The 21,537-nt window shown below is 46.0% G+C and carries 13 protein-coding genes and 2 tRNA genes; 1 reads left to right on the plus strand and 14 read right to left on the minus strand.

The window, feature by feature from the left end; genetic code table 11:
• Positions 1–102: 102 nt before the first annotated feature.
• The 14 genes from METMI_RS0101125 to METMI_RS0101185 form a co-directional block, all read right to left on the minus strand.
• Entirely contained in the window at positions 103–447 is a 345-nt protein-coding gene (locus METMI_RS0101125; protein WP_019864328.1) for an H-NS histone family protein, read from the minus strand.
• A 120-nt stretch (positions 448–567) separates the two neighbouring features.
• Positions 568–2,409, minus strand: coding sequence for a response regulator receiver domain (locus METMI_RS0101130; protein WP_019864329.1), 1,842 nt, complete (start codon positions 2,407–2,409; stop codon positions 568–570).
• On the minus strand, positions 2,402–5,371 hold the full coding sequence (locus METMI_RS0101135) for an ATP-binding protein (RefSeq protein ID WP_019864330.1): 2,970 nt from the start codon (positions 5,369–5,371) through the stop codon (positions 2,402–2,404). The genes METMI_RS0101130 and METMI_RS0101135 overlap by 8 nt, the downstream gene beginning before the upstream one ends.
• A 16-nt stretch (positions 5,372–5,387) precedes the next feature.
• Positions 5,388–6,467 carry a DNA cytosine methyltransferase gene (locus tag METMI_RS0101140; protein ID WP_019864331.1) on the minus strand — a complete coding sequence of 360 codons (1,080 nt, stop codon included), beginning with the start codon at positions 6,465–6,467 and terminating at the stop codon, positions 5,388–5,390.
• Positions 6,468–7,016: 549 nt separating this feature from the next.
• Positions 7,017–7,093: transfer RNA gene (locus METMI_RS0101145), tRNA-Pro, on the minus strand.
• 230 nt (positions 7,094–7,323) lie between these two features.
• Positions 7,324–7,623 carry an integration host factor subunit alpha gene (locus METMI_RS0101150; RefSeq protein WP_019864332.1) on the minus strand — a complete coding sequence of 100 codons (300 nt, stop codon included), beginning with the start codon at positions 7,621–7,623 and terminating at the stop codon, positions 7,324–7,326.
• A gap of 4 nt (positions 7,624–7,627) precedes the next feature.
• The gene (pheT, locus tag METMI_RS0101155) at positions 7,628–10,003 is read right to left on the minus strand and encodes a phenylalanine--tRNA ligase subunit beta (RefSeq protein WP_019864333.1); all 2,376 of its coding nucleotides are present in this window, start codon (positions 10,001–10,003) and stop codon (positions 7,628–7,630) included.
• A gap of 17 nt (positions 10,004–10,020) precedes the next feature.
• On the minus strand, positions 10,021–11,019 hold the full coding sequence (gene pheS, locus METMI_RS0101160) for a phenylalanine--tRNA ligase subunit alpha (protein ID WP_232215282.1): 999 nt from the start codon (positions 11,017–11,019) through the stop codon (positions 10,021–10,023).
• Between the two features lie 127 nt (positions 11,020–11,146).
• On the minus strand, positions 11,147–11,509 hold the full coding sequence (gene rplT, locus METMI_RS0101165) for a 50S ribosomal protein L20 (protein WP_019864336.1): 363 nt from the start codon (positions 11,507–11,509) through the stop codon (positions 11,147–11,149).
• Between the two features lie 10 nt (positions 11,510–11,519).
• Positions 11,520–11,717: a 50S ribosomal protein L35 gene (rpmI, locus tag METMI_RS25960; RefSeq protein WP_083930133.1), complete on the minus strand. Its 198-nt coding sequence runs from the start codon at positions 11,715–11,717 to the stop codon at positions 11,520–11,522.
• A 141-nt stretch (positions 11,718–11,858) separates the two neighbouring features.
• Positions 11,859–12,383, minus strand: a complete 525-nt coding sequence (infC, locus tag METMI_RS0101170; RefSeq protein ID WP_083930135.1) for a translation initiation factor IF-3 — start codon at positions 12,381–12,383, stop codon at positions 11,859–11,861.
• A 22-nt stretch (positions 12,384–12,405) separates the two neighbouring features.
• Positions 12,406–14,313 (minus strand): threonine--tRNA ligase, encoded by a 1,908-nt coding sequence (thrS, locus tag METMI_RS0101175; RefSeq protein ID WP_029151416.1) that lies wholly within the window; start codon positions 14,311–14,313, stop codon positions 12,406–12,408.
• A 65-nt stretch (positions 14,314–14,378) separates the two neighbouring features.
• Positions 14,379–14,455: transfer RNA gene (locus METMI_RS0101180), tRNA-Val, on the minus strand.
• 92 nt (positions 14,456–14,547) lie between these two features.
• Complete coding sequence (locus tag METMI_RS0101185; protein WP_019864340.1) at positions 14,548–15,765, minus strand: FAD-dependent monooxygenase; 1,218 nt, start codon at positions 15,763–15,765, stop codon at positions 14,548–14,550.
• A gap of 248 nt (positions 15,766–16,013) precedes the next feature.
• On the opposite strand from METMI_RS0101185, the gene METMI_RS0101190 reads away from it, so the two are divergent.
• A complete protein-coding gene (locus tag METMI_RS0101190) occupies positions 16,014–21,494 on the plus strand; it encodes a glutamate synthase-related protein (protein WP_019864341.1) in 5,481 nt (1,826 codons plus the stop codon).
• The last annotated feature ends 43 nt before the right edge of the window (positions 21,495–21,537 follow it).

Genomic DNA, 21,537 nt, shown 5'->3' on the forward strand with positions numbered 1-21,537 from the left:
CAATAGCCACTAAGCCGTGTTGTTAAAACAGAACCTAAAGCCACTTAGGATGGTTAACTGGAACAAGATAACCCGTAACCCAATGGGCTAAAAATTGTCACCTTATATGATAAAGTCATCAAGCGTTTTTCCAGTGCCTATCAGTTCAACCAACCAAGCGGGCTTTCTGCCATTACCGCTCCACGTTTGGGAATGGTTGTCTGGATTACGGTATTTAGCTTCAGCACGCCCTTTTTTATTTTTGGTGGACACTGTTTTGTCTGCCAACAATTCTTCTATTGTGAATCCAGATTCTTCAGCCATTGAAACGAACTTGTTGATCAGTTCCTTTTTATCGGCAACTTTTCTGAGCTCAATCGCTTTATTGATATTGTCTTGTAATCTGCTTAAGTCTTTTATCGGGAAATTTTTTAAATCATTTACCGAAAGGTTTATCAAATCATTCATATGCTATTATCTCTTTAATTGTAAAAAATATATTTTACCTTAAAAATAAAATCCAATTGCAAAGATATAATAAACCGATTGATTGTTTAGTTAGGCATAGGTAAAACAATTACTATTTGATTATTTAGAAAAATCTAAGCCAACACGGGACATTGTTGCACCGAATCGTTGAAGTAAATTCAGGGCGTATTCGTATTGGAGCTGTGCAACAATTCGTACTTTGTGCTTTTCCATTGTTATATGCTCATCGTTTGGATTTTTGCTAGGCCGAAAAATTTGTAATTCTTTGGATTCAATATCAAAAACCCCATTGTTTGCTGCAATCATTTGCTCCCAAACTAGGTTAGAGTGTAAGTAGCCGCTACGATGAATGGTAAAAGTACAAATTTTCTTATCAATTTCAAGAAAAACAAAAATATTGAGGTTCACCTCTTCAATCGCTTTTTGTTCACCAATCTCCGTTAATTCAACGGCAACAAACGGCATTGAACCTTCAACTCGACGATATAAACCAGCTGTTTTTTGTTCTGGTACTAAATCACAGGCCGGGGATAAGCATATCCAATATTCTTTTTCTGGCCCGTTATCAAGTTCCAAAATGTGCCCAGTGGTCAAATGGTAGCCATCAACGGGTTTCGTGTTGTTATAACAGTTAATGTGCTTATTTATTTTTTTTAACTCGGGATCAATATTGGTTTTAGATTGTTTTTCAGGTGCAACAGTATCATCTTTATTTTTAATGTCCGCGATATTGATCTTAATATTACAGTGTTTAGCAATTACATCTGCTGTATCGTAGGTCTTCAAGTGCGATGTAAGTTTATCGGCAAACGTACTAATGTCTTTTCTCAACACGTCACCTAATGCTTCCCAATGTTTACTGACAGTATTGTTAATTAGTTGTTTTTGGGCATAGGCCTTTGTTTCAAGCAATTCCATTAACCAGCCCGCTTGTAAGTAATTATTTTCAAGAATTTCAGATTCGGCTATTACGCCACGGTCATCCATAAGGAAACGCATTTGGCTCATTAACAGCCTATGTGGTTTTGGACACCATTCGTGCAAAGCATCCAATAACTTTTCTGGGAGTGTATCGGGCGGATTATTTTTTTTGACTACAGTAACAAACAGGCAATCCGTTCTAATCCAATTGATGTCAGTTTCTGGTGAAGCGGTTGATACATGACCTAAAGATTCAATTGATAATTTTTCTTTTATTTCGTTTTCTTTTTTCAATAACAACCATTTAATAATATCAATAGGCTTAATATTTAAACTTTTAGGTCGTTGTTTGTGCAATGCTATTATATTTTTCCCTTCAGGTTGCCTCAGTATCTGATTACAACCATTTTCTTTTGTAGCACGATAATTCAGGTATACCTGCTCGGTAATTTCAGCATTGAGCTTATCGATAATTTTTTCATCTTCATCTTCCCAAATACCAAGTTGTGACTTAATTTTTTCTTCTTCGCCATGCAAAAATGCAAGTTTCTCATCAGTACAAGTTAAGCCCAAAGTAATATCACGAGCCACGTCCTTTATTTCAGCGTTTGTGTAAACAACCACCATATTAAAATGGTTGTTACTAGCGAGTTTCCTAAGGATTTTGATGGCTTTTTCGCCTGTATCGTTAAGATTGAAGTCCAATATCATCAAATCGCTGTGAATCAAATGCGGGGCAATAACTTCTTCGCCTTTAAAAGGGATATTGCTGCCGTCATGAACATCAACTAGCCAAGGCTTTTCTTTATGCCGACAAAATTGAAGAATGTCTTTGACAGTTTTAACATCGTCAAGCTTACCTTTCCATGCTCCGTTTTCGTTTAATTCCTTTGCTATCATGCCATCCAAGGAAGGAAATTCATCATCAATCACCACGACTGTGCGAATAGGGTCTATGTAAACCTCTTTTATTAAATCACGATATTCGCTTGTTGCTGCCACGACAGCCGCCTTACTCATATTTCGCCCCTTTAAAATCTATCATGAAGTTTGCGCCGGGCAGCTTTTTGAGATTCCCGTCTTGAATGTAATCAATGGTATGTCCGCCTACCGCTAAATTGGCGCGGCATAGATATAGCCCTACACCGCGCCCGCCCCGAAGCTTACGGGTGAAGAACAGGCTAAATAAATGTTTAAGATCATCTTCTTCAACCCCGGGGCCATTATCGGCAACAATGACTTTGCCATCGGCAATATCCAAAAGTATTGTTTTAGGTTCGGCATCGCTTTGGCTGACCCAATAAGCAGCGTTATTGACTAAATTGATGAACACCGGATAAATTCGCGCAGGTTGTTCGTAAACGCTAAAACGCCTAAAGCTGGGTGTTGCTTCTAGGATAATTTTGCGGTCTGCCAGATTACTACCCATGAAACCTTGAATATAATCAAGCAATTTATCGCCTGTTAGCCAAGTTTTGATTTTTTCACCGGATAATTTAAGTGGCGATAAAAACCGCAATCTATCAGCCAAGGACTCATGCGCGGTTTTGACGGCGAGATAAGCGGAGGTAGTTTTTATGGATTCAGGCATTTCGCGTAAGCCGCGTGACATAGTCATATCCAAGCCTTCAATTTCGTGGCCGATAAATTCCACGGTAATGCCCAATTGGGCCAGGGCATTCAATTCATCCAGCTTTTTATTTAAATTCGCCGATTCTTCTAGGGTGAAACTGATTAACGCCTCCACATCCACGCTTTCTTGCAGGCTTTTTAGCACTGAAATATACGGCTCGAATACTTCGGCGTTTTTGCTGTCTTGGCGGTCACGCTCCCTATCAAATTCATCCAGTGTTTGCGCCAAAGAGATGCGCTGATGTTCCAAATCGTCCAGCAAGGGCAGCATTTCAAGATGGTAGCTTTTGTTGCGCTCTTCGGTCAGTTGCGAAACACGCTTTAATTCGGCGTTAAGCAGTTCTGCGGCTTGGGCATTCCATTTGCGTAAACGGTTGTGTAAAAAGGCGGCGTTACGGTTTAGGTTGGAATAGGCAATCTCCGTGGATGATTTTGGCTTTAGGGTTTCCAGCTTTTTAGTCACGGTGTCGTTGAGCTGCACACATAATTCGGCAACTTCGCGGCTATCACGGCGAAAGGCTTTATACGGTTCTTCCAATATACCTAGGGAGCTAGGCGGCTGGCCTAGTGATAATTCGCGCACTTCATTTTTTAAGCCGGATAAGCGTTCCCTGAAAGCCAAAACTTCGTATTCATCATCGGGAAAACCAATTCGGGCTTGGTCTGCCAGTTGCCTTAAGGCATATAAGGATTGCTGTAGTTTGACTGTAAAGTCTTGTAAGTTTTTGCGGAATTCTTTGCGTTTACGGGCTTTGACCTTTTTTTGAGCTTCGTTGGCTTTCAGTTTAGCATTGCTTTCTTGAGTTAAACGTAATGACTCTTTACGGTGTAAAGCTTTGGTTCCGAAAAATCTGTTCGCAGAAGCAATTAGAATATTTTCTACAAGATCTCTAAATACTTTTGAAGCCTTGTTGTCGATTATACCTTCCCGCCCTGCTTTATCTCTAAGGTTTGGGTTGTGCGATCGTGTTAATGCGATTCGCCCAAAAGTACGCCTATTTGACCAAAACTCGCGGCCTGCATGTTGAGAACGCCTCTTCTCAATTTCAAAAAAATCATTGTCTTCTCTACCATAAGGCATAACTCTTAAACCATTTCTGTAAATTAAAAGTCCGCCGTAGCGTTCTGATTGGCCTTTAAATTTACTCCAAACCTCAGCCGGATGAGTTGAATTCATTTCTAGTCCTTCATAAGATCCTAGACGTATACGAAATAATCCAACACGGCTATCAGAACGGGTAGGAACTTTTGCTTTCGGTATAATTTGAATTTCGCCCTCTAACCATTGGCCGAAAGCTTTGATGCGGCCTTTGAAAATACCCAACTCATCAACCGTACCATCAAGAATATGTTCCAGTTCTTCAAGATTGCATAAGTCAAACTCCCTATCACTAGAAATAATAGGACGGCTTAGTAAGCCTTCCCATGCAGTGACGGAAACATCAAAGTCTTCTGCCGCATAGCCCTGTAAGATTTCTGAAGCATCTACAAAAGGATCAGTAAAATTTTGCAAGGTTTCAAATAAACGATCTTGCGCTTTTTTAGCGGTTTCTTCTTCATCAAACGTAGTTTGATTCTTTAGTTGCGCCTCCAAATCGAAAGAAATATTGCCTATAAAAAGGGCTGTGCCATGTGTTTTTTTGCCGTTCCAAACATTCCATTGTTGTAAATGACGGGGTTCAAAAACAGTGGCAATCAATACTGTTTCAATGGCTTTGCTGGTTAATTGTTTATTTTCGTTCTCTTCTAATTCGTCAAAACTTTGCCAAGCAGCTTTTATACGTTGATCTCTCGCAAAATCCCGACCATCACCCCATAAATTACCCATTAAGCGGTCAAACATTTTGGGCAGTTGTTCCAACAGCTCATTGGGGTCATAAAATTCGATGATGGGGATTTCTATGTCTTGCAGATACAGGAAGGGGTTTTCAAATAAGCGCCAATCTACCAAAGTGGCGACAAAAGGTTGGGTGGTTTTTTTGGAGACCAGTAATAACAAAGAGCCTAAATTAGCGGATGATAAACGGCCTATACCTTTTTGCCCTTGCTTGGGGCGTATAGGTAATTGATTTCTATCTGATACATCTAATGCTGCGCTTGAAGTTTTTGATTCTGTGCCGACCACTAGCCATTTTTCAATAAAGTCTTCCCGGCTCATGCCATGACCATCATCGACTATTGCCGCAATCGGCATTTCGCCATCAAAAATATGCAAAGCGACTTCTCGTGCATAGGCATCGTAGGCGTTTTTCCATAATTCGGAAACGGCGGTTGGGCAGTCGGCGATTTGCTCTCGCCCAAGGTGGTCTATGGTTCTGGCCCGTGTTTTAAAGGCTGCGGTTTCGATCATAGAAGGTCAACTGATATTAATGGTCTGGCGTAAAGTTTAGGCCATTTGCGATAGTCCGCAATAAAACTTCACCTAATTTTACGGGTACGGCGTTGCCGATTTGTTGGCTGGCGGCAATGATGCCACCTTTAAAGACGAACGAATCAGGAAAGGTTTGGAAACGGGCGGCATGACGCACAGATATGCCGTGGTGTTCGGTGGGATGTACAAACCGGCCTTTGGACGGATTAGTGCAAGCCGTCGTCATTGTTGGCCCTGGCTGATTTGGATCAATTCTTCCATAAACGTCTTGATGGCCTTTATGGTTTTCATGGCAAGGCAATACCCGATTTGAATGTTTCCGGCTACCTCCGTTTAAAGGGGTTGATTTAAATACCTCAATTAATTCAGCGGTGTGATTCATGTGAATATTATTTTCATCATTTTCATCCACTGGCTTCTCAAAAACGTGGGCTGCTGTTTGCCAAGGTTGGAGGCGTGGGTTATGTTTTACATTTTGAATATCACCATGTGTGGGTGCTGGAGGCCATGATACATTAAATTCCACATCCGGCCTGATACCTAAAATAAATATGCGTTTTCTTCTTTGCGGTAAACCGAAGTCTCTGGCATCAAGAGTAACTGGCGGCATTAGGCGATAACCTGCTTTTTCCCCTGCTTCATAAAACGCATCCAAAAATTTTCTGTGTCTAAGCCATAAAATACCCGGTACGTTTTCCATAAGGAAAACCCTTGGCTTAAGTACTTTTACGAATTCAAAATAACGTAAAATTAATTTGTTGCGTGGATCATCAATTCCTGAATTATTGATTCTGTGGATAGAAAATCCTTGGCATGGAGGCCCCCCTAAGACAATATCACATTGTTTCTCAGCATTAAAACAGTCGTTCAGAATTTCTGTGGGGCTGATTTCGAGAATATCCCGATTATAAAGCTTGGTCGAATTGCCATTTATTAGGTTGGCTTCATACGTATCGCAAGCATGTCTGTTGAGCTCAATCGCAGCTGCAACTGAGAAACCAATATTTTGTGCCGCCAGCGAAAACCCACCGGCGCCTGCAAACAAGTCAATGCAATATAAAGGTTTATTTTCCATGCTATTTTAATATCGTATTATTAATGGATATATCACCAGTAATTTTGAATTTTTTAGCCCAAGGATGTTTTAAAGTCTTATATAAAAAGAGCCTAGCATTTAACAGAGCAAATATAAATATAAGAAAAAGATGTGGGAATCCTTAAATCCAATTGCCAAACATGGAGGATTCTCAGAATGGAAAAACGATCATTTGAAGATGATAAGCTTTGCCACTGTTTGTAGCAGGATTCAGTCTTATCAAGACCATCATTTGTTAATTCTTCTTGGCTCTATATGTGTTTTAGTTCTTTGCAAGCCAAAACACCTCAAAGTTTAAAAATAGGGGGAAAAATGGGTGTTTTGACCTATAAATCTGCTGATATTGGATTACAAATTTAGGTTTGCATCCAATAAAAGACATTTGAAACTTTTTAGCCACCATCATTCAAAAAGACCCTGAAACCCATATTGAGTCTTTTTCTTTAATTTAACGGGCAATAAAAAACCCGCCAAGCAAAAGCTTGCGGGTTTTTACACTAATCCCATCCTATTTATTGGATGATTGTTTGGTCGGGACGACAGGATTTGAACCTGCGACCACTTGTCCCCCAGACAAGTACGCTACCAAGCTGCGCTACGCCCCGAATTGTTTGATTATTGTACTACAAATAAGCATAAATCAGAGATAAAAATGCGCTCTGACTCACTACAAGGCAATATAAAAATACACTTGGCTTCTCTATAGAAAACCCATTTAGTTAAAAATGGGTTAGGGATTTCTCATCTCAGCGTTGCTGCATTTAGCGAAGGATCAAAACAGGTTTTGAATTCCTTCTTTGGCCAGTCAGCTATGCAAAACGGCGGCAATGATCTGTTATTGTTCAGCTTCTGCGTAAACTTCTACGCGGGCTTTCAGTTTTTGGCCTGAGCGGAAAGTGACCACGCGTCTGGCGGTAATGGGAATTTCCTCGCCAGTTTTCGGGTTTCTACCTGGGCGGCTGCTTTTGTCGCGCAATTCAAATTTGCCAAAACCGGAGATTTTGACTTGTTGGCCTTGTTCTAAAGAGCTTTTGATTTCTTCAAAAAACAATTCCACCATTTCTTTTGCTTCGCGTTTGTTCAAGCCCAGTTCGTCAAACAATTTTTCAGCAAAATCTGCTTTTGTTAATGCCATATCGTTAATCCCTCAGTTTTGCATTGATGTCATTGGTCAATCTAGCCAAGATTCTGGTTAATATCGCATCAATCTCAGAATCGGTTAGTGTTTGTAATTCGTTTTGTAAGTGTAAGCTTAAGGCGACGCTTTTATAGCCGTCTTCTACGCCTTTACCGCGATATATATCAAAGATAACAACATCTTGTAAAGTCAATTCCTGAGAATCTTTAATACAACCAGTAATATCGTCAGCGGAAACGCCTTCTTTAACAATTAATGCCAAATCCCGGCGTACGGACGGGAATTTGGATAAGGGTTTGAAACGAGGCACTTGTTTAGCTAGCAATAAGCCTTGGTCAAGATCAAACAAGAATACTTGGCTATCAAATCCGAGTTGTTTTTCTAAAGTAGGATGCAACATGCCTAGCCAGCCGATAGATTCACCAGTCAACGTTAAGATTTCCGCTGATTGGCCTGGATGTAAGGCCGCATTTTTGGCAACGGCAAATCTGACTTCACGGCCTGTTAGTGCAAACAAGGCTTCCACATCGGCTTTGATGTCGAAAAAGTCGACTTTGCGGGATTTTTCACCCCACTGCTCAGAATATGCAGAACCTAAGGCCAAACCTGCCAAACGGCTTTGTTGATGGGTGACGCCGTCGATTTTGATAAATCGCAATCCGGTTTCAAACAAGCGGACGCGGCTTTGTTGGCGGTTAGTGTTGTACAAGGCCGCTTTCAGCAAACCGCACCATAAGGTCGTGCGCATCATCGCCAATTCTGAGGAAATGGGATTTTTCAGGCGGATGACTTCTGCTTCAGGGTCTACAGCTTTTTGAATGTCTTCGTCGACAAAGCTATACGTGATGGCTTCTTGATAACCTCTGTCCACCAACAAATCAGCGGCGCGGCTAATGTCCAACAGGCTTTCGGTGGCTTTGCCCAAATCCGCCCGCATCAATAGGCTGTTACTTGGCAATTGGTTGTAACCATAAATGCGGGCGATTTCTTCGATCAGATCGGCTTCTATGGCGATGTCGAAACGGCAACCAGGAGGTGTGACCTGCCAACCATCGGCTTGCGCAACTACCGTCATACCTAGGCGTTGGAAAATATCCGTGATAATGGCATCGTCAAGCGCAACACCTAAGATTTTTGCGACACGCTGTTTTCTGATGAAAATGGGCAAACGTTGCGGTAAGGTCGCCGTTGTGGTGACTTCGGTGACATTGCCAGCTTTACCGCCAGCAATGTCAATGATCAACTGGGTGGCGCGGGCAATGGCACGCTCTTGCAAGGTCGCATCAACACCGCGTTCAAAGCGGTGTGAGGAATCGGTATGCAAACCGAAACGACGGGCTTTACCAGCTATGCTTTGTGGTGTGAAAAATGCGCATTCTAAAAATACGTTTTGCGTAGCATCACTGACCGCCGAACTGCTGCCACCCATAACGCCTGCCAATGCTAAAGCCTGTTGGTCATCAGCAATGACTAAGGCTTCACTATCGAGTTTAATGGTCTGTCCGTTCAATAAGGCCAATTCTTCATCGGTTTTAGCCCAACGGACGGTGATGCCGCCTGTTAACTTATCAGCATCAAATGCATGTAAAGGCTGACCCAATTCCAGTAAAACGTAATTGGTCACATCAACCACTGGCCCTAAGCTGCGGACACCAGATCGGCGCAAGCGCTCTTGCATCCATAATGGCGTTTCAGCTTTGGCGTTGACACCTGTGATTAAACGGCCTAAATAACGTGGACAGGCATCGGTAGCTTCAACAGCAACCCCCAAAGTGTTAGTTTCGGTAATTTCAAAAGACTCAGCCGCTAAAGCGGACCAATCGAGCTGGTTCAACACAGCCACTTCGCGGGCTATGCCTTCGACGCTTAAGCAATCGGCACGGTTTGGGGTCAGGTCAACTTCGATCAACATGTCGTTTAGGGACAGGTAATCACGGATGTCAACACCAACAGGCGCATCAGACGGCAATTCCATTAAGCCATACGCTTCGGCAACCAAACCCAATTCTTTCTCAGAACATAACATGCCGAACGATTCAACGCCGCGCAATTTGGATTTTTTGATCTTGAAATCGCCTGGCAACACAGCACCGCACAAAGCCGCAGGGATTTTTAAACCGACCCGGACATTGGCAGCACCACAAACAATTTGCAAAGGCTCGGTTTCTCCGACCGCGACTCGGCAAACGCGTAGACGGTCAGCGTCAGGATGCTGTTCCATAGCCAACACTTCACCAATGACCACGCCACTGAATACGGCAGCGGCTGGTGTCACTGAATCGACTTCCAATCCTGCCATCGTCAGTTGCGCGACCAATTCGTCGGTACTGATGGCTGGATTGACGTATTCCCTTAACCAGGCTTCACTAATTTGCATGACTTTTCGGCCCTTGCTTAATTGAATTGTTCTAAGAATTTGAGATCATTTTCAAAAAACAACCGCAAATCATTAATGCCGTAACGTAGCATGGCTAAGCGTTCCACACCCATACCAAAAGCAAAACCCGTGTAGCGTTCACTATCGATATTGACGGATTTGAACACTTCAGGATGGATCATGCCGCAACCCATCACTTCCAGCCAACCCGTTTGGCTACACACTCGGCAACCCTCGCCGTCGCACATCACACATTCAATATCAACTTCGGCGGATGGTTCAGTAAAAGGGAAGTAAGAAGGGCGAAAACGCACTTGGATGTCTTTTTCAAAAAAGGCACGTAAAAATTGGTAGACCACACCCTTCAAATCGGCAAAGCTCACGTCAGTGTCGACCAAAAAGCCTTCCACCTGATGGAACATAGGGGTATGGGTTATATCGGAATCACAACGGTAGACACGGCCTGGGGCGATGACTTTCAACGGCGGCGTTTCGGATTCCATCACCCTGATTTGGACAGGTGAGGTATGCGTCCTTAACACCGTGCGCGGATCGATATAAAACGTGTCGTGCATAGCACGCGCCGGATGATGTGCGGGAATATTTAGGGCTTCGAAGTTATGGTAGTCATCTTCGATTTCTGGCCCTTCAACGACGGCAAAACCGACGCTGGTAAAAATCTTGGAGATACGTCTGAGCGTGGTGGTCACTGGATGCAAACCAGCTACAGATTGGCCTCTGCCAGGTAAAGTAACGTCCACTCGCTCACTTGCCAATCGGGCTTCTAAGGCGGCACTTTCCAAAGCCATTTTTTTTTGTTCCAACTGGCTTTGCAGTTGGTCTTTAGCTTGGTTGATCACTTGCCCGACTGCACGTCTTTGCTCAGGATCAAGCGCACCCAACTGCTTCATTTGCTCAGTAAAAAAGCCTTTTTTGCCAAAATACTGGACGCGGACTTGATCGAGTTGGTTGAGGTCGGTGACTACTGCAAGCTCTTTTAAGCCTTGCGCGAGGATGTCGTCTAAGTTGGCGGACACGGAATAGCTCGCTGTGTGAGTGATGAGGGGATTTTTAATATTGCCCGAAACATAAATGACCGTCCGCTTGAAGGCGGACGGCCAATCACTAATCCGAAAGGATCAATTAGGGCTTGCTTTGGTTGGCAATAGCAATTTTTGCTATTTCACCAAATGCTTCAATATCGCGGACAGCAATATCAGCCAAGACTTTACGGTCTATGGCGACATTGGCTTTCGTCAAGCCATTGATCAAACGGCTATAAGATATGCCATACATGCGCGCAGCGGCGTTGATACGGACAATCCACAAAGCGCGGAATTGGCGTTTTTTCTGTTTGCGGTCACGGTACGCATACTGGCCTGCTTTGATAACCGCTTGTTTGGCGACGCGGAAGACCCGACTACGGGCACCGTAGTAACCTTTCGCTTGCTTTAAGATTTTTTTGTGTCTGGCTCTGGCTGTTACACCGCGTTTCACTCTAGGCATGATTCACTCCTCAACTGTAAGGCATCATGCGTATAGCCATACGCACATCGGATGGATGGACAGACGCGGGTTTACGCAACTGGCGTTTTCTTTTGGTAGATTTTTTCGTCAGGATATGACGACGGTGTGATTGACCACATTTAAAACCACCGTTGCCAGTACGTCTGAGACGCTTGGCGGCACCACGGTTTGTTTTTATTTTTGGCATTTGTTTGCTCCAATAATTAAAAGTACAAATTCCCTGAGAAATAACCCAGCAAGGCAAAATGCATGGCCCTGAAGGATTAGCCGCATCATAAATGATGCTTTAAACAGCGCCTCCGGCACTGCCCAGCAAAGGCGGATGCCTTTACTTTTTCTTTTTGGGAGCCATCACCATAATCATTTGCCGCCCTTCCAATTTAGGGAATTGCTCGACTATCGCTATCTCTTCCAAATCTTTTTCGATACGCTTAAGCTGATCCATACCGATTTCACGGTGCGCCATTTCACGCCCACGATACCTGACCGTAACCTTGGTTTTGTCACCGTCGTTCAGGAATTTGACCAGACTCTTTAGCTTGACCTGATAATCACCTTCATCCGTACCTGGCCTGAACTTGATTTCTTTGACTTGTATTTGCTTTTGCTTTTTCTTGGCTATGGCCAGTTTTTTATTTTGTTCAAACTGGTATTTGCCATAATTCATTATCTTGCAAACCGGAGGATCCGCATTTGGCGATATTTCCACTAAATCCAAGTCTGCCGCATAAGCAATTTGTTTGGCTTCATCCAAAGAGATAATACCCAACGCTTCCCCATCTGCGCCGGTAACCCGCACTCGTCTAGCGGTGATCATGTCATTGAGACGAGTTTCATCTTTTTTAGCAGCGATACCTTAATCCTCCAAAATAATGTTATTTTCTGTCTGCAATCATGGTTTTTAACTGTTCGGTAAACTCATGGATTGCCAGACTGCCTAGGTCATCACCCTTTTGTGTCCGCACCGTAATAGTTTGTTGTTCTAATTCTTTATCACCGATGATGACAAGATACGGGATGCGTTGCATGGAGTGTTCGCGGATTTTAAATCCTATTTTTTCATTCCTCAAATCTATTTTGACCCTGAAACCTTGTTGTTCAAGGCCTTGCAACACTTTCCCCGCATATTCATGATGCCGGTCAGCGATGCTCAAAACTACGATTTGTACAGGGGCTAACCATAACGGGAATGTGCCCGCGTGCTGTTCAATCAGGATACCGATAAAGCGTTCCAAAGACCCCAGTATCGCCCTATGCAACATCACCGGGATTTGTTTGGAGCCATCTTCCGCAATGTATACCGCATCCAGACGGTTTGGCATCGAGAAATCAACTTGGATCGTGCCGCATTGCCAGACCCGGCCGATGCAATCTTTTAACGAAAATTCAATTTTAGGCCCATAAAACGCCCCTTCACCAGGCTGCAGTTCCCAAGCCAAGCCTTTGTTATCAAGAGCCAATTGTAGGGCGTCTTCCGCCTTATCCCAAACCGAGTCATCACCGACACGATTTTCAGGCCGGGTCGACAGTTTGATAATGACTTCACTAAAACCAAAATCTTTATAGACATCAAACAACAAATCAATGAATGTCGAAACTTCGCTTTGGATTTGTGCTTCAGTACAGAAAATATGCGCATCATCCTGCACAAAATTGCGCACACGCATTAAACCATGCAAGGTGCCGGAAGGCTCGTTACGGTGGCAAGAACCGAATTCCGCCAAGCGTATCGGCAAATCACGATAACTTTTTATACCTTGGTTATAAATCTGCACATGGCAAGGGCAGTTCATCGGCTTGATCGCATAATCGCGGCTATCCGAATGGGTAGTAAAGATCATGCTACCAAATTTGTCCCAGTGGCCAGATTTTTCCCACAAGGAACGGTCCACCACCTGTGGAGTTTTGACTTCGGCATAGCCATTCAAACGCAACTTAGCACGGACATACTGTTCAACTTGCTGATAAATTGCCCAGCCTTTTTCGTGCCAGAAGACCATACCAGGCGCTTCTTCTTGGGTATGGAACAGATCCAAAGTTTTGGCCAATTTACGGTGATCGCGTTTTTCAGCTTCTTCCAAACGGTGCAGATAAGCTTGTAAGGCCTTCTTGTCAAGCCAGGCTGTGCCATAAATGCGCTGTAACATGGCATTATTGGAATCGCCACGCCAATAAGCACCCGCCACCTTCATCAATTTGAAAGCACCTAACTTACCGGTGCTAGGGACATGGGGACCCCGGCATAAATCAGTGAAATCAGCTTGCTCATACAAAGACAAATCCTGATCCGCAGGGATAGCCTCGATAATTTCAGCTTTGTATTGTTCGCCTTGTCCACGGAAAAAACTGACTGCCTGATCTCTTGGCAGGACAAAACGCTTGATGGGGTAATCATCGGACACCAACTGCTGCATCTTAGCTTCAATTGCAGCCAGATCATCAGGGGTAAACGCCCTTTGATAGGCGAAGTCATAGTAAAAACCGTTTTCTATGACAGGGCCGATGGTGACTTGTGCATCAGGAAACAATTGCTTAACCGCATGGGCCAGCAAATGCGCCGTGGAATGGCGGATAATCTCCAATCCGTCTTCATCTTTGGAAGTGATTATTTGTAGGCTGGCATCTTCCCCAATAAGGAAGCTGGCATCAACCAATTGCCCATTAACCCTTCCTGCCAATGTCGCTTTCGCCAAACCGGAACCGATAGATTTGGCGACATCCATAACTGTTACAGCTTGTGCAAATTCACGCTGAGAACCATCAGGAAGAGTAATGACTGGCATTGTTCAGTTAATTTCGATTGGTATCTGCAATAAAAAAAGCACTGCCGTGCAGTGCTTAGGAATTCTGGTAGGCGCGATTGGACTCGAACCAACGACCCCCACCATGTCAAGGTGGTGCTCTAACCAACTGAGCTACGCGCCTGAAGTTATTAGCTTCAAGGCCAGCTATTATACCAACCCATTTTTTTTACGCAACTGTTAAACGCATCCACTACACAAAATGTAGTGCAACGCTTAAAGGATAGCCTGCCCCTTAGCCAGTTTGGGCAAATTCCCTTCCAACCCCATCGCGCTACGCATCACTTTATTTTTCGCCGGCAAAATACGCTCCGCCAAACCCAAACCTAAATTGCGCAATACTTTTATCGGCAACATGTCATTACTGAAGACCTGATAAAACACATCCATAACCGTCATCATTTTTAAATTCTCATTGCGGCGAATCTTCTCATAACGCTTCAAGACCGTTAAGCCACTGATGTCCTGACCTTTTTTAGCCGCTTCAACCAAAACCTCCGCCAACACCGCCGCATCCAATAAACCAATATTGACGCCCTGCCCCGCCAATGGGTTGATGGTATGCGCCGCGTCGCCCACCAAAACAACCCCGGGCTTTACATAACTTTGGGCATGTTGGCGCCTTAACGGAAAACTGGCGGTCGCCAATACCCGATTGACCTGCCCCAAACAATCAGGAAATGCGGCAACCAACTCATCTTTAAGCGCCTCGCCCGGCAAGGCCTTCAGGCGATTGACCTCATCGGGGGAGTTATACCAAACAATAGACCCGTAATGTCCGGTCAATGGCAAAAAAGCCTGGGGCCCGCTAGGGACAAAACGCTGCCACGTTATATCTTGCTGCCCATACGCGGTTTCAATATAAATGACCAAGGCATGCTGGCCATAGTCCCAACTGGTCACGCCTAATCCGGCAACTTGCCTGACCCTGGACTGGCCACCGTCAGCGGCAACCAATAATTTTGCTGACAACACGCGCCCGTCAGCCAAGGCCACTTGGCTGACCTGCCCCGGATAATAAGTGATTTTATCGATAACAGCGGGACAAACCAGCTCAACATTAGCAAAATCTTGCAACCGCTCAAGCAACGCCAACTGGGTGACCCTGTTCTCAACGATATAGCCAAGCTCAGGATAACTGATGTCGTCACTGCAAAATTCGGTGTCACCCGCCGTTTCCCAAACCCGCATACGCCGAAACGGGCAAACACGGCGCCCCACCACACCGCGCCAAGCCCCAACGGTCTCAAGAATATTTTTTGATGCTATACTCAGGGCGGAAACCCTAAGGTCATGGGGTTGGTCGATGGCGAAAGGGACAGGCGGGAGGGCCTCTATGACAGCGACTTTCAAAGGGCCGCCACCCAAGCCACAAGCTACCGCAGCACCGACCATGCCTCCACCCACTATGAGTACATCAAAAATTTCTTCCATATTAATCAACTATCAAGTAATCTAATTTTCTGCAATTAAAAACTGGCACAGTGTGACAGATAAGCTTGGCTGTATTACAATTGCCAGGTTTCACCAAATGAAATTTATCTGAAAGATTTGTGGCCTTGCCATGAACGGGCCCGGCAAATGCCGACTCTACCACGCATTGCATGAAAAAACGACCACATACCGCAAGAAAAACGACATTACACGCTGTATTACAGCATGAATAGACAACGGGCTGCATCATGAACTCAAATCCCCGATTAACCCAAAAAGAACCTATGCTTTACGACCCTGAGCTATCGCAGGATAGCTGCGGCGTGGGCTTTATTACCCATAAACAAAGCAAGCAAACCCACGATTTATTGGTAAAATCCCACGAAGCCTTATGCACGATCCCGCATCGCGGCGGCATGAGCTCCGAAGGGATTGGGGATGGTGCAGGCGTTAATATTGATTTATCCCTTAAGTTTTTCCGTAAAGTCACTGGCATGGCCACACTGGAAAAAGGGGGGTTTGGGGTTGCCAACTTTTTCTTTCCCGAAGACCATGACCACTACGATTCCGCGGCACAAGAATTAGTCGAACGCCACTTTAAAGCGGCCGGCTTGCCAATTTTGCTTTGGCGCACAGTCCCGGTCGACAAAAACGTCTTAAATGAAGCCTCCTTAAAGGCACAATTGCCCATTAAACAATGCATTTTTGGCCGTCCTGAAGCGCTGCAAGACGCGACCCATGCTATTTTTGAAGACCATATCCAAGCGACCTTATTGGATATTGAGGTCGAAGGCTACACCCGCCCTGAACTGACGGGTTTTTATCCTTTATCCATGAGTTCGCGTACCCAGGTCTACAAAGGCCGCCTAAATTCGTTTGAAGTCATCCCCTATTTCATTGACCTGTACGATACCGACCACGAGATCAGCACCTTATTTTTCCACACCCGTTTTTCGACCAACACCGCCCCCGCCACTACCATGGCGCAGCCTTTCCGGTATTTGGCCCATAACGGTGAACTGAACACCGATAAAAAAAACCGCTTAAGCGAAAGCGCGATTGCCCGCCAAAACAATAAAAACATCATCTTTCCTTGCGGCCAATCCGATTCGGGACGGCTAGACCAAACCTTATCGCGCCGCATCAATGAAGACAACATGGACATTGTCACCGCCGTGTTGGCGATGATGCCGCCTGCTTGGGAAAACGACACCACATTGTCCCCGCAAGTCCGTGCCATGCTGGAGTATTTCAGTTTATACGAAGAGAAAAATGACGGCCCTGCCGCGTTGATTTTCTTTGACGGCATCCGCGTTGGCGCCCGTCTTGACCGTTTAGGTTTACGCCCGCTACGTTCAGTTGAAACGGGCGACTATCTTTGCGTGATGTCCGAAGCGGGGCAAATCGACTTCCCGCCTAAAGAAGTGCTGAAACGCGGCCGTATCGAAGCGGGCGGCATGCTGTATTTTGACCATAATACTGGCGAAGCCTACAACAGCCATCAAGTCATGGAGCGTCTGGCTTCTGAAAAAGATTATCAGGCCTTGCTCCTGCAACGCTGCATACACTTGTCCGAACTACCCAAAGTGGAGCTTTCCGAACTTGAAAACCAGCATGCTTTCAACGTCGACCAACAACACACGGCCTACTCTTTAAACCAAGAAAGCTTCAGGTTCTTGCTAGATCCTATGCTCGCGTCCGGCATGGAAAAAGTTACGGCGATGGGCTACGGGATCACGCCCAATGCGCTGTCCAGCGCCGAAGGGGGCATGTCCCGTTATTTCAGCCAACGTTTCGCCCAAGTCACCAACCCTCCCCTGGACTCCATCAGAGAAAGCGATGGCATGACCTTGCGTGTCGCCTTAGGCGCGAAACCAAACTTTTCCGACAGCGCCACCAAGCAACTGGTGATCAGCACGCCCATTTTGCAACGCACACAGTTGGAACAGATCCGCAAGCAATCAGCCGTCAGCACAACAACAGTCGCCATGCTGTACACGCCGGACTTTGCTGACGCGGAACAGAACCAAGAAAACCTTGAATTGGCTTTATTGGCCGCTTGTGACCAAGTTGAGCAAGCCGCCAAAAACAACATCGGCATAATCATCCTAAGTGACACCCAAATAAGCCCTGACCGGGCCGCCATCCCGGCATTGCTGATGATCGCCGCCGCCAATCAACGGTTGGTCCAACAAGGCTTGCGCTTTAATTCGTCGCTCATTGCCGAAACTGGACAAGCCGCCAGCCCACACGACATAGCGACTATCCTAGGTTTCGGCGCGTCAGCGATTTGCCCTATCAGCGTCCATAACCGCGTCATTAGCCATTATGCGCCTGCTGAACATCAGAAAGTCCTCGATAAATTCGTAAAAGGCACGGAAAAATCGCTGATGAAAACCATGGGCAAATTTGGTTTGTGTACGGTTGAAAGCTACATCGGCGGCGAATTTTTTGAATCCAATTATCTCGACACCGACGAGCCTAAGCTTAGCCCCTATTTCCCTAATATCCATGCTTCCGTTGGCGGCGTCCGTTACGCGGATATTGCCGCCAGCGCGACCGAGTGGCATCACAAAGCCTTGAACGTCCATGAAGAAAAGGACATCCCCTTTTTAGGCCTGTTCAAAGAACGCCAAGATGGTGCTGGCCATTCCTACGGCAATACGGCGGTGCGCGAATACATCAATATGACCGATGAGGCGATACTTTATATTCCCCAAGAAAAATCGCCTGAAGCCAGCGATACGGCGTATATTGATTTTGGCTACGGCAAGCGCACTGACGGGCAAATAGACACTTTTGGCATAACCCCCGCCTACCGCAGCTTTACCAAAAACCTGTATCTTGAACGCGATGCCAGACCCGCGGCGTTACGGGATATTATGGATTTCCCTGCGGATGTCAGCAAGGCGGAGACTTGTGCGGATTTTGACCGTATCCTCGGCAAACAAAACCTTTACGGCAACATCAACTACCTGATCCGTGGCTTAAAGGTCGGCCAAACCGATGGGCGCACGTTTACCATTTCCTTGACCGAAAACACTTCGGCCAACCGCTTAAAACAACTGGCGGAGCATTATAAAAGCCGTTTTGCAGCTATTGAGTTCACCGTCACGGTCAAGGAAGACGCGCTGATTATCAGTTTGGTTGACACCAATAACGTATTGGCAACTTATTTGGCCGCAATTCGGCCTACACGCGACGCAATCCCGCTGTCTGACGTACAAGCCGCGCATGAGATCACCGCAACGTTAGCTTCAGGTGCGATGAGCCATGGCGCCTTACTGGCGGAAGCGCATGAAGCAGTCGCATTAGGCACAAACATTGTCGGTGGTTTAAGCAACTCCGGCGAAGGTGGCGAACACTCCAGCCGATTCAATACCTTACGCTCATGCAAAATCAAACAATTTGCCTCTGGCCGTTTTGGGGTTTGGGCCGGTTATCTTGCCGACCCCACTATCCGCGAAATTGAAATCAAAATCGCCCAAGGGGCGAAACCTGGCGAAGGCGGGCAATTGCCGGCCGCTAAAGTTTCGGTCGAAATCGCCGCCTTGCGTGGCGGCACACCGAAAGTTGAGTTGGTCAGCCCCCCGCCGCACCATGACACCTACTCCATCGAAGATTTGGGGCAATTGATCCACGACGCCAAAGCCGCCCGCGTTAAAGTTGGCGTGAAACTGGTGTCATCGGAAGGCATAGGCACAATTGCGGTCGGCGTCGCCAAAGCCGGGGCGGATGTGATCAACGTCGCCGGTAACACAGGTGGCACGGGCGCGGCGGCGGTCACCAGCCTAAAAAACAGCGGACGTTCGCCCGAAATAGGCATCGCCGAAGTCCATCAAGCCTTGTCAGCCAACGGCTTGCGCGACAAGGTCGTCTTACGTTGTAGCGGCGCCCACCAAAGCGGTACAGACGTTGTCAAATCGGCTTTATTAGGGGCGGACTCCTTTGAGTTTGGCACAACTGCGCTGATGATGCTGCGCTGTGTCATGGCCAAAAACTGCAATGTCAAATGCCCGGCCGGCCTGACCACATCCCATGAAGAGTTTAAAGGCGACCCGCGTGTCTTAGCCCAATATTTCATGAATCTGGCACACGAAGTCCGCGAAATACTGGCGACACTAGGCTATACCAGCTTGCAAGAAATACGCGGCAAAACTGATTTGTTGCATTTGATTGACCATCCGTCTATGGTCGGTCAAATTGATTTGCGCAAAATGCTCCATCACGTTGATGAAATCAAAATCGCCAAACCCATTTACCTGGAAGCCAACTTCAACGTCGACAATAGGATCATTGAACGCGTCAAATCCGCGCTGCTTGATAATAAACAGCAAATCATTATTGAAGGCGATGGCTTTAAACTCAATAACTGCAATAAATCCGTGGGAGGCCAAGCGGCTATTGATATAGAGCGTTTCCTGGCTTATGAAATCACCGGTGAGCAAGTTGCCCATTCACCAATCATTTACCAGACCTCACGTGGCCGCCGCTATTTGGCCCCTGACAGTGTCATCATCCGTACCCATGGCTCCGCCGGGCAAAGTTATGCCGCCTTCCTGAATGACGGCATGCGCATGGAACACTTGGGCACTTGCAACGATGGCGTAGGCAAATCAGCTTGCGGCGGCACAATAGTCATCGAATCCCCTGGCGGCGGCATCAAAACGCCTGGCAACAACGTGTTAATTGGCAATTTCGCGCTATTCGGCGCTACTGGCGGGCAAGCGTTCATCAATGGGGAAGCGGGTGACCGTTTCGCCGTACGTAACTCTGGCGCCATGGCAGTGGTTGAAGGTGTCGGTGATTTTGCCTGTGAATATATGACAAACGGGGCGGTGTTGAATATCGGCGGTTTCGGTAAAGGCTTCTGTAACGGCATGTCAGGTGGTAATGCTTACCAATATGACCCTGAAAACCGCTTGGAAAACCTCTATGACAAGTCATCGGTGGAACTCCACAGCCTAACTGAAGATTCAGAAATGGCCAAAGCGCATGAACAATTCATCCTCGCCATGCTGGAACAACATGCCGAGCATGCCAATTCGAGCAAAGCCAGAAACTTGCTCAATAACTGGCAGCAAGAGCGCGTGCACTTTAAGTTTGCATTGCCTTTATGGTTGTACAAAACGCAATCCGCTCCATTCTTAAAGCAAACGGTTGACCGCAAAGAGATGATAGAGGAATTGTCCCTGGAGTTGGCCCAACAACAAATAGAGCAAGTCAAACAGGCTTACAACAACACCCAACCGTTGTTTGGAGGCCTTATCCCTAACTACGGCTCAGCTGATACCGATTTGACGTTTAAATTGATCAACAGTTTCGCGGTGCTTGACAAAGCCCAACAAGTTGCACGGGATAATTTGAAGCATGTGCCAGAAAGCCAGCGCACACAAAACCAGATAGAACAAGCCGCCCGTAAAATCATTCTGGAACGCCCCCGCAAGTTACAGGAAGCTCTGGTAAAAAGTATTCGGGAAGCTTATAGCAATTACAATGATGACCAATTGGCTTGGTTGCTGGCGGCAAAACGCCTTAACGATTACAAAACGGCGTTGATTAACCGCTCAGTGCAAAGCATCTATTCCATAGGTTCCACCGCCTGGATTATTGAACAGCAAACCAGCAACAAACTCGCATTAGCAGACATCCCTTCCATTGAACAATATTTGGCTAGCTTGGTTGGTTTGGGCATTGTTCAAAATATGCTGAGCGAACAAGCTGCTTAACCCTTCTTTTGCCCGCCTTCTCACCCTACACCTCCCCATGCCA

It is taken from the genome of Methylovulum miyakonense HT12 (genome assembly GCF_000384075.1).
GTDB classification, from domain to species: Bacteria; Pseudomonadota; Gammaproteobacteria; order Methylococcales; family Methylomonadaceae; genus Methylovulum; species Methylovulum miyakonense.

Excerpts from the sequence above, each read along its gene's own strand:
- thrS (WP_029151416.1), bottom strand. The coding sequence starts at position 14,313 with ATGCCAGTCATTACTCTTCCTGATGGTTCTCAGCGTGAATTTGCACAA.
- METMI_RS0101130 (WP_019864329.1), bottom strand. The coding sequence starts at position 2,409 with ATGAGTAAGGCGGCTGTCGTGGCAGCAACAAGCGAATATCGTGATTTA.
- pheT (WP_019864333.1), bottom strand. The coding sequence starts at position 10,003 with ATGCAAATTAGTGAAGCCTGGTTAAGGGAATACGTCAATCCAGCCATC.
- METMI_RS0101140 (WP_019864331.1), bottom strand. The coding sequence starts at position 6,467 with ATGGAAAATAAACCTTTATATTGCATTGACTTGTTTGCAGGCGCCGGT.
- METMI_RS0101125 (WP_019864328.1), bottom strand. The coding sequence starts at position 447 with ATGAATGATTTGATAAACCTTTCGGTAAATGATTTAAAAAATTTCCCG.
- METMI_RS0101135 (WP_019864330.1), bottom strand. The coding sequence starts at position 5,371 with ATGATCGAAACCGCAGCCTTTAAAACACGGGCCAGAACCATAGACCAC.
- rpmI (WP_083930133.1), bottom strand. The coding sequence starts at position 11,717 with ATGCCAAAAATAAAAACAAACCGTGGTGCCGCCAAGCGTCTCAGACGT.
- METMI_RS0101190 (WP_019864341.1), top strand. The coding sequence starts at position 16,014 with ATGAACTCAAATCCCCGATTAACCCAAAAAGAACCTATGCTTTACGAC.
- METMI_RS0101185 (WP_019864340.1), bottom strand. The coding sequence starts at position 15,765 with ATGGAAGAAATTTTTGATGTACTCATAGTGGGTGGAGGCATGGTCGGT.
- rplT (WP_019864336.1), bottom strand. The coding sequence starts at position 11,509 with ATGCCTAGAGTGAAACGCGGTGTAACAGCCAGAGCCAGACACAAAAAA.
- METMI_RS0101150 (WP_019864332.1), bottom strand. The coding sequence starts at position 7,623 with ATGGCATTAACAAAAGCAGATTTTGCTGAAAAATTGTTTGACGAACTG.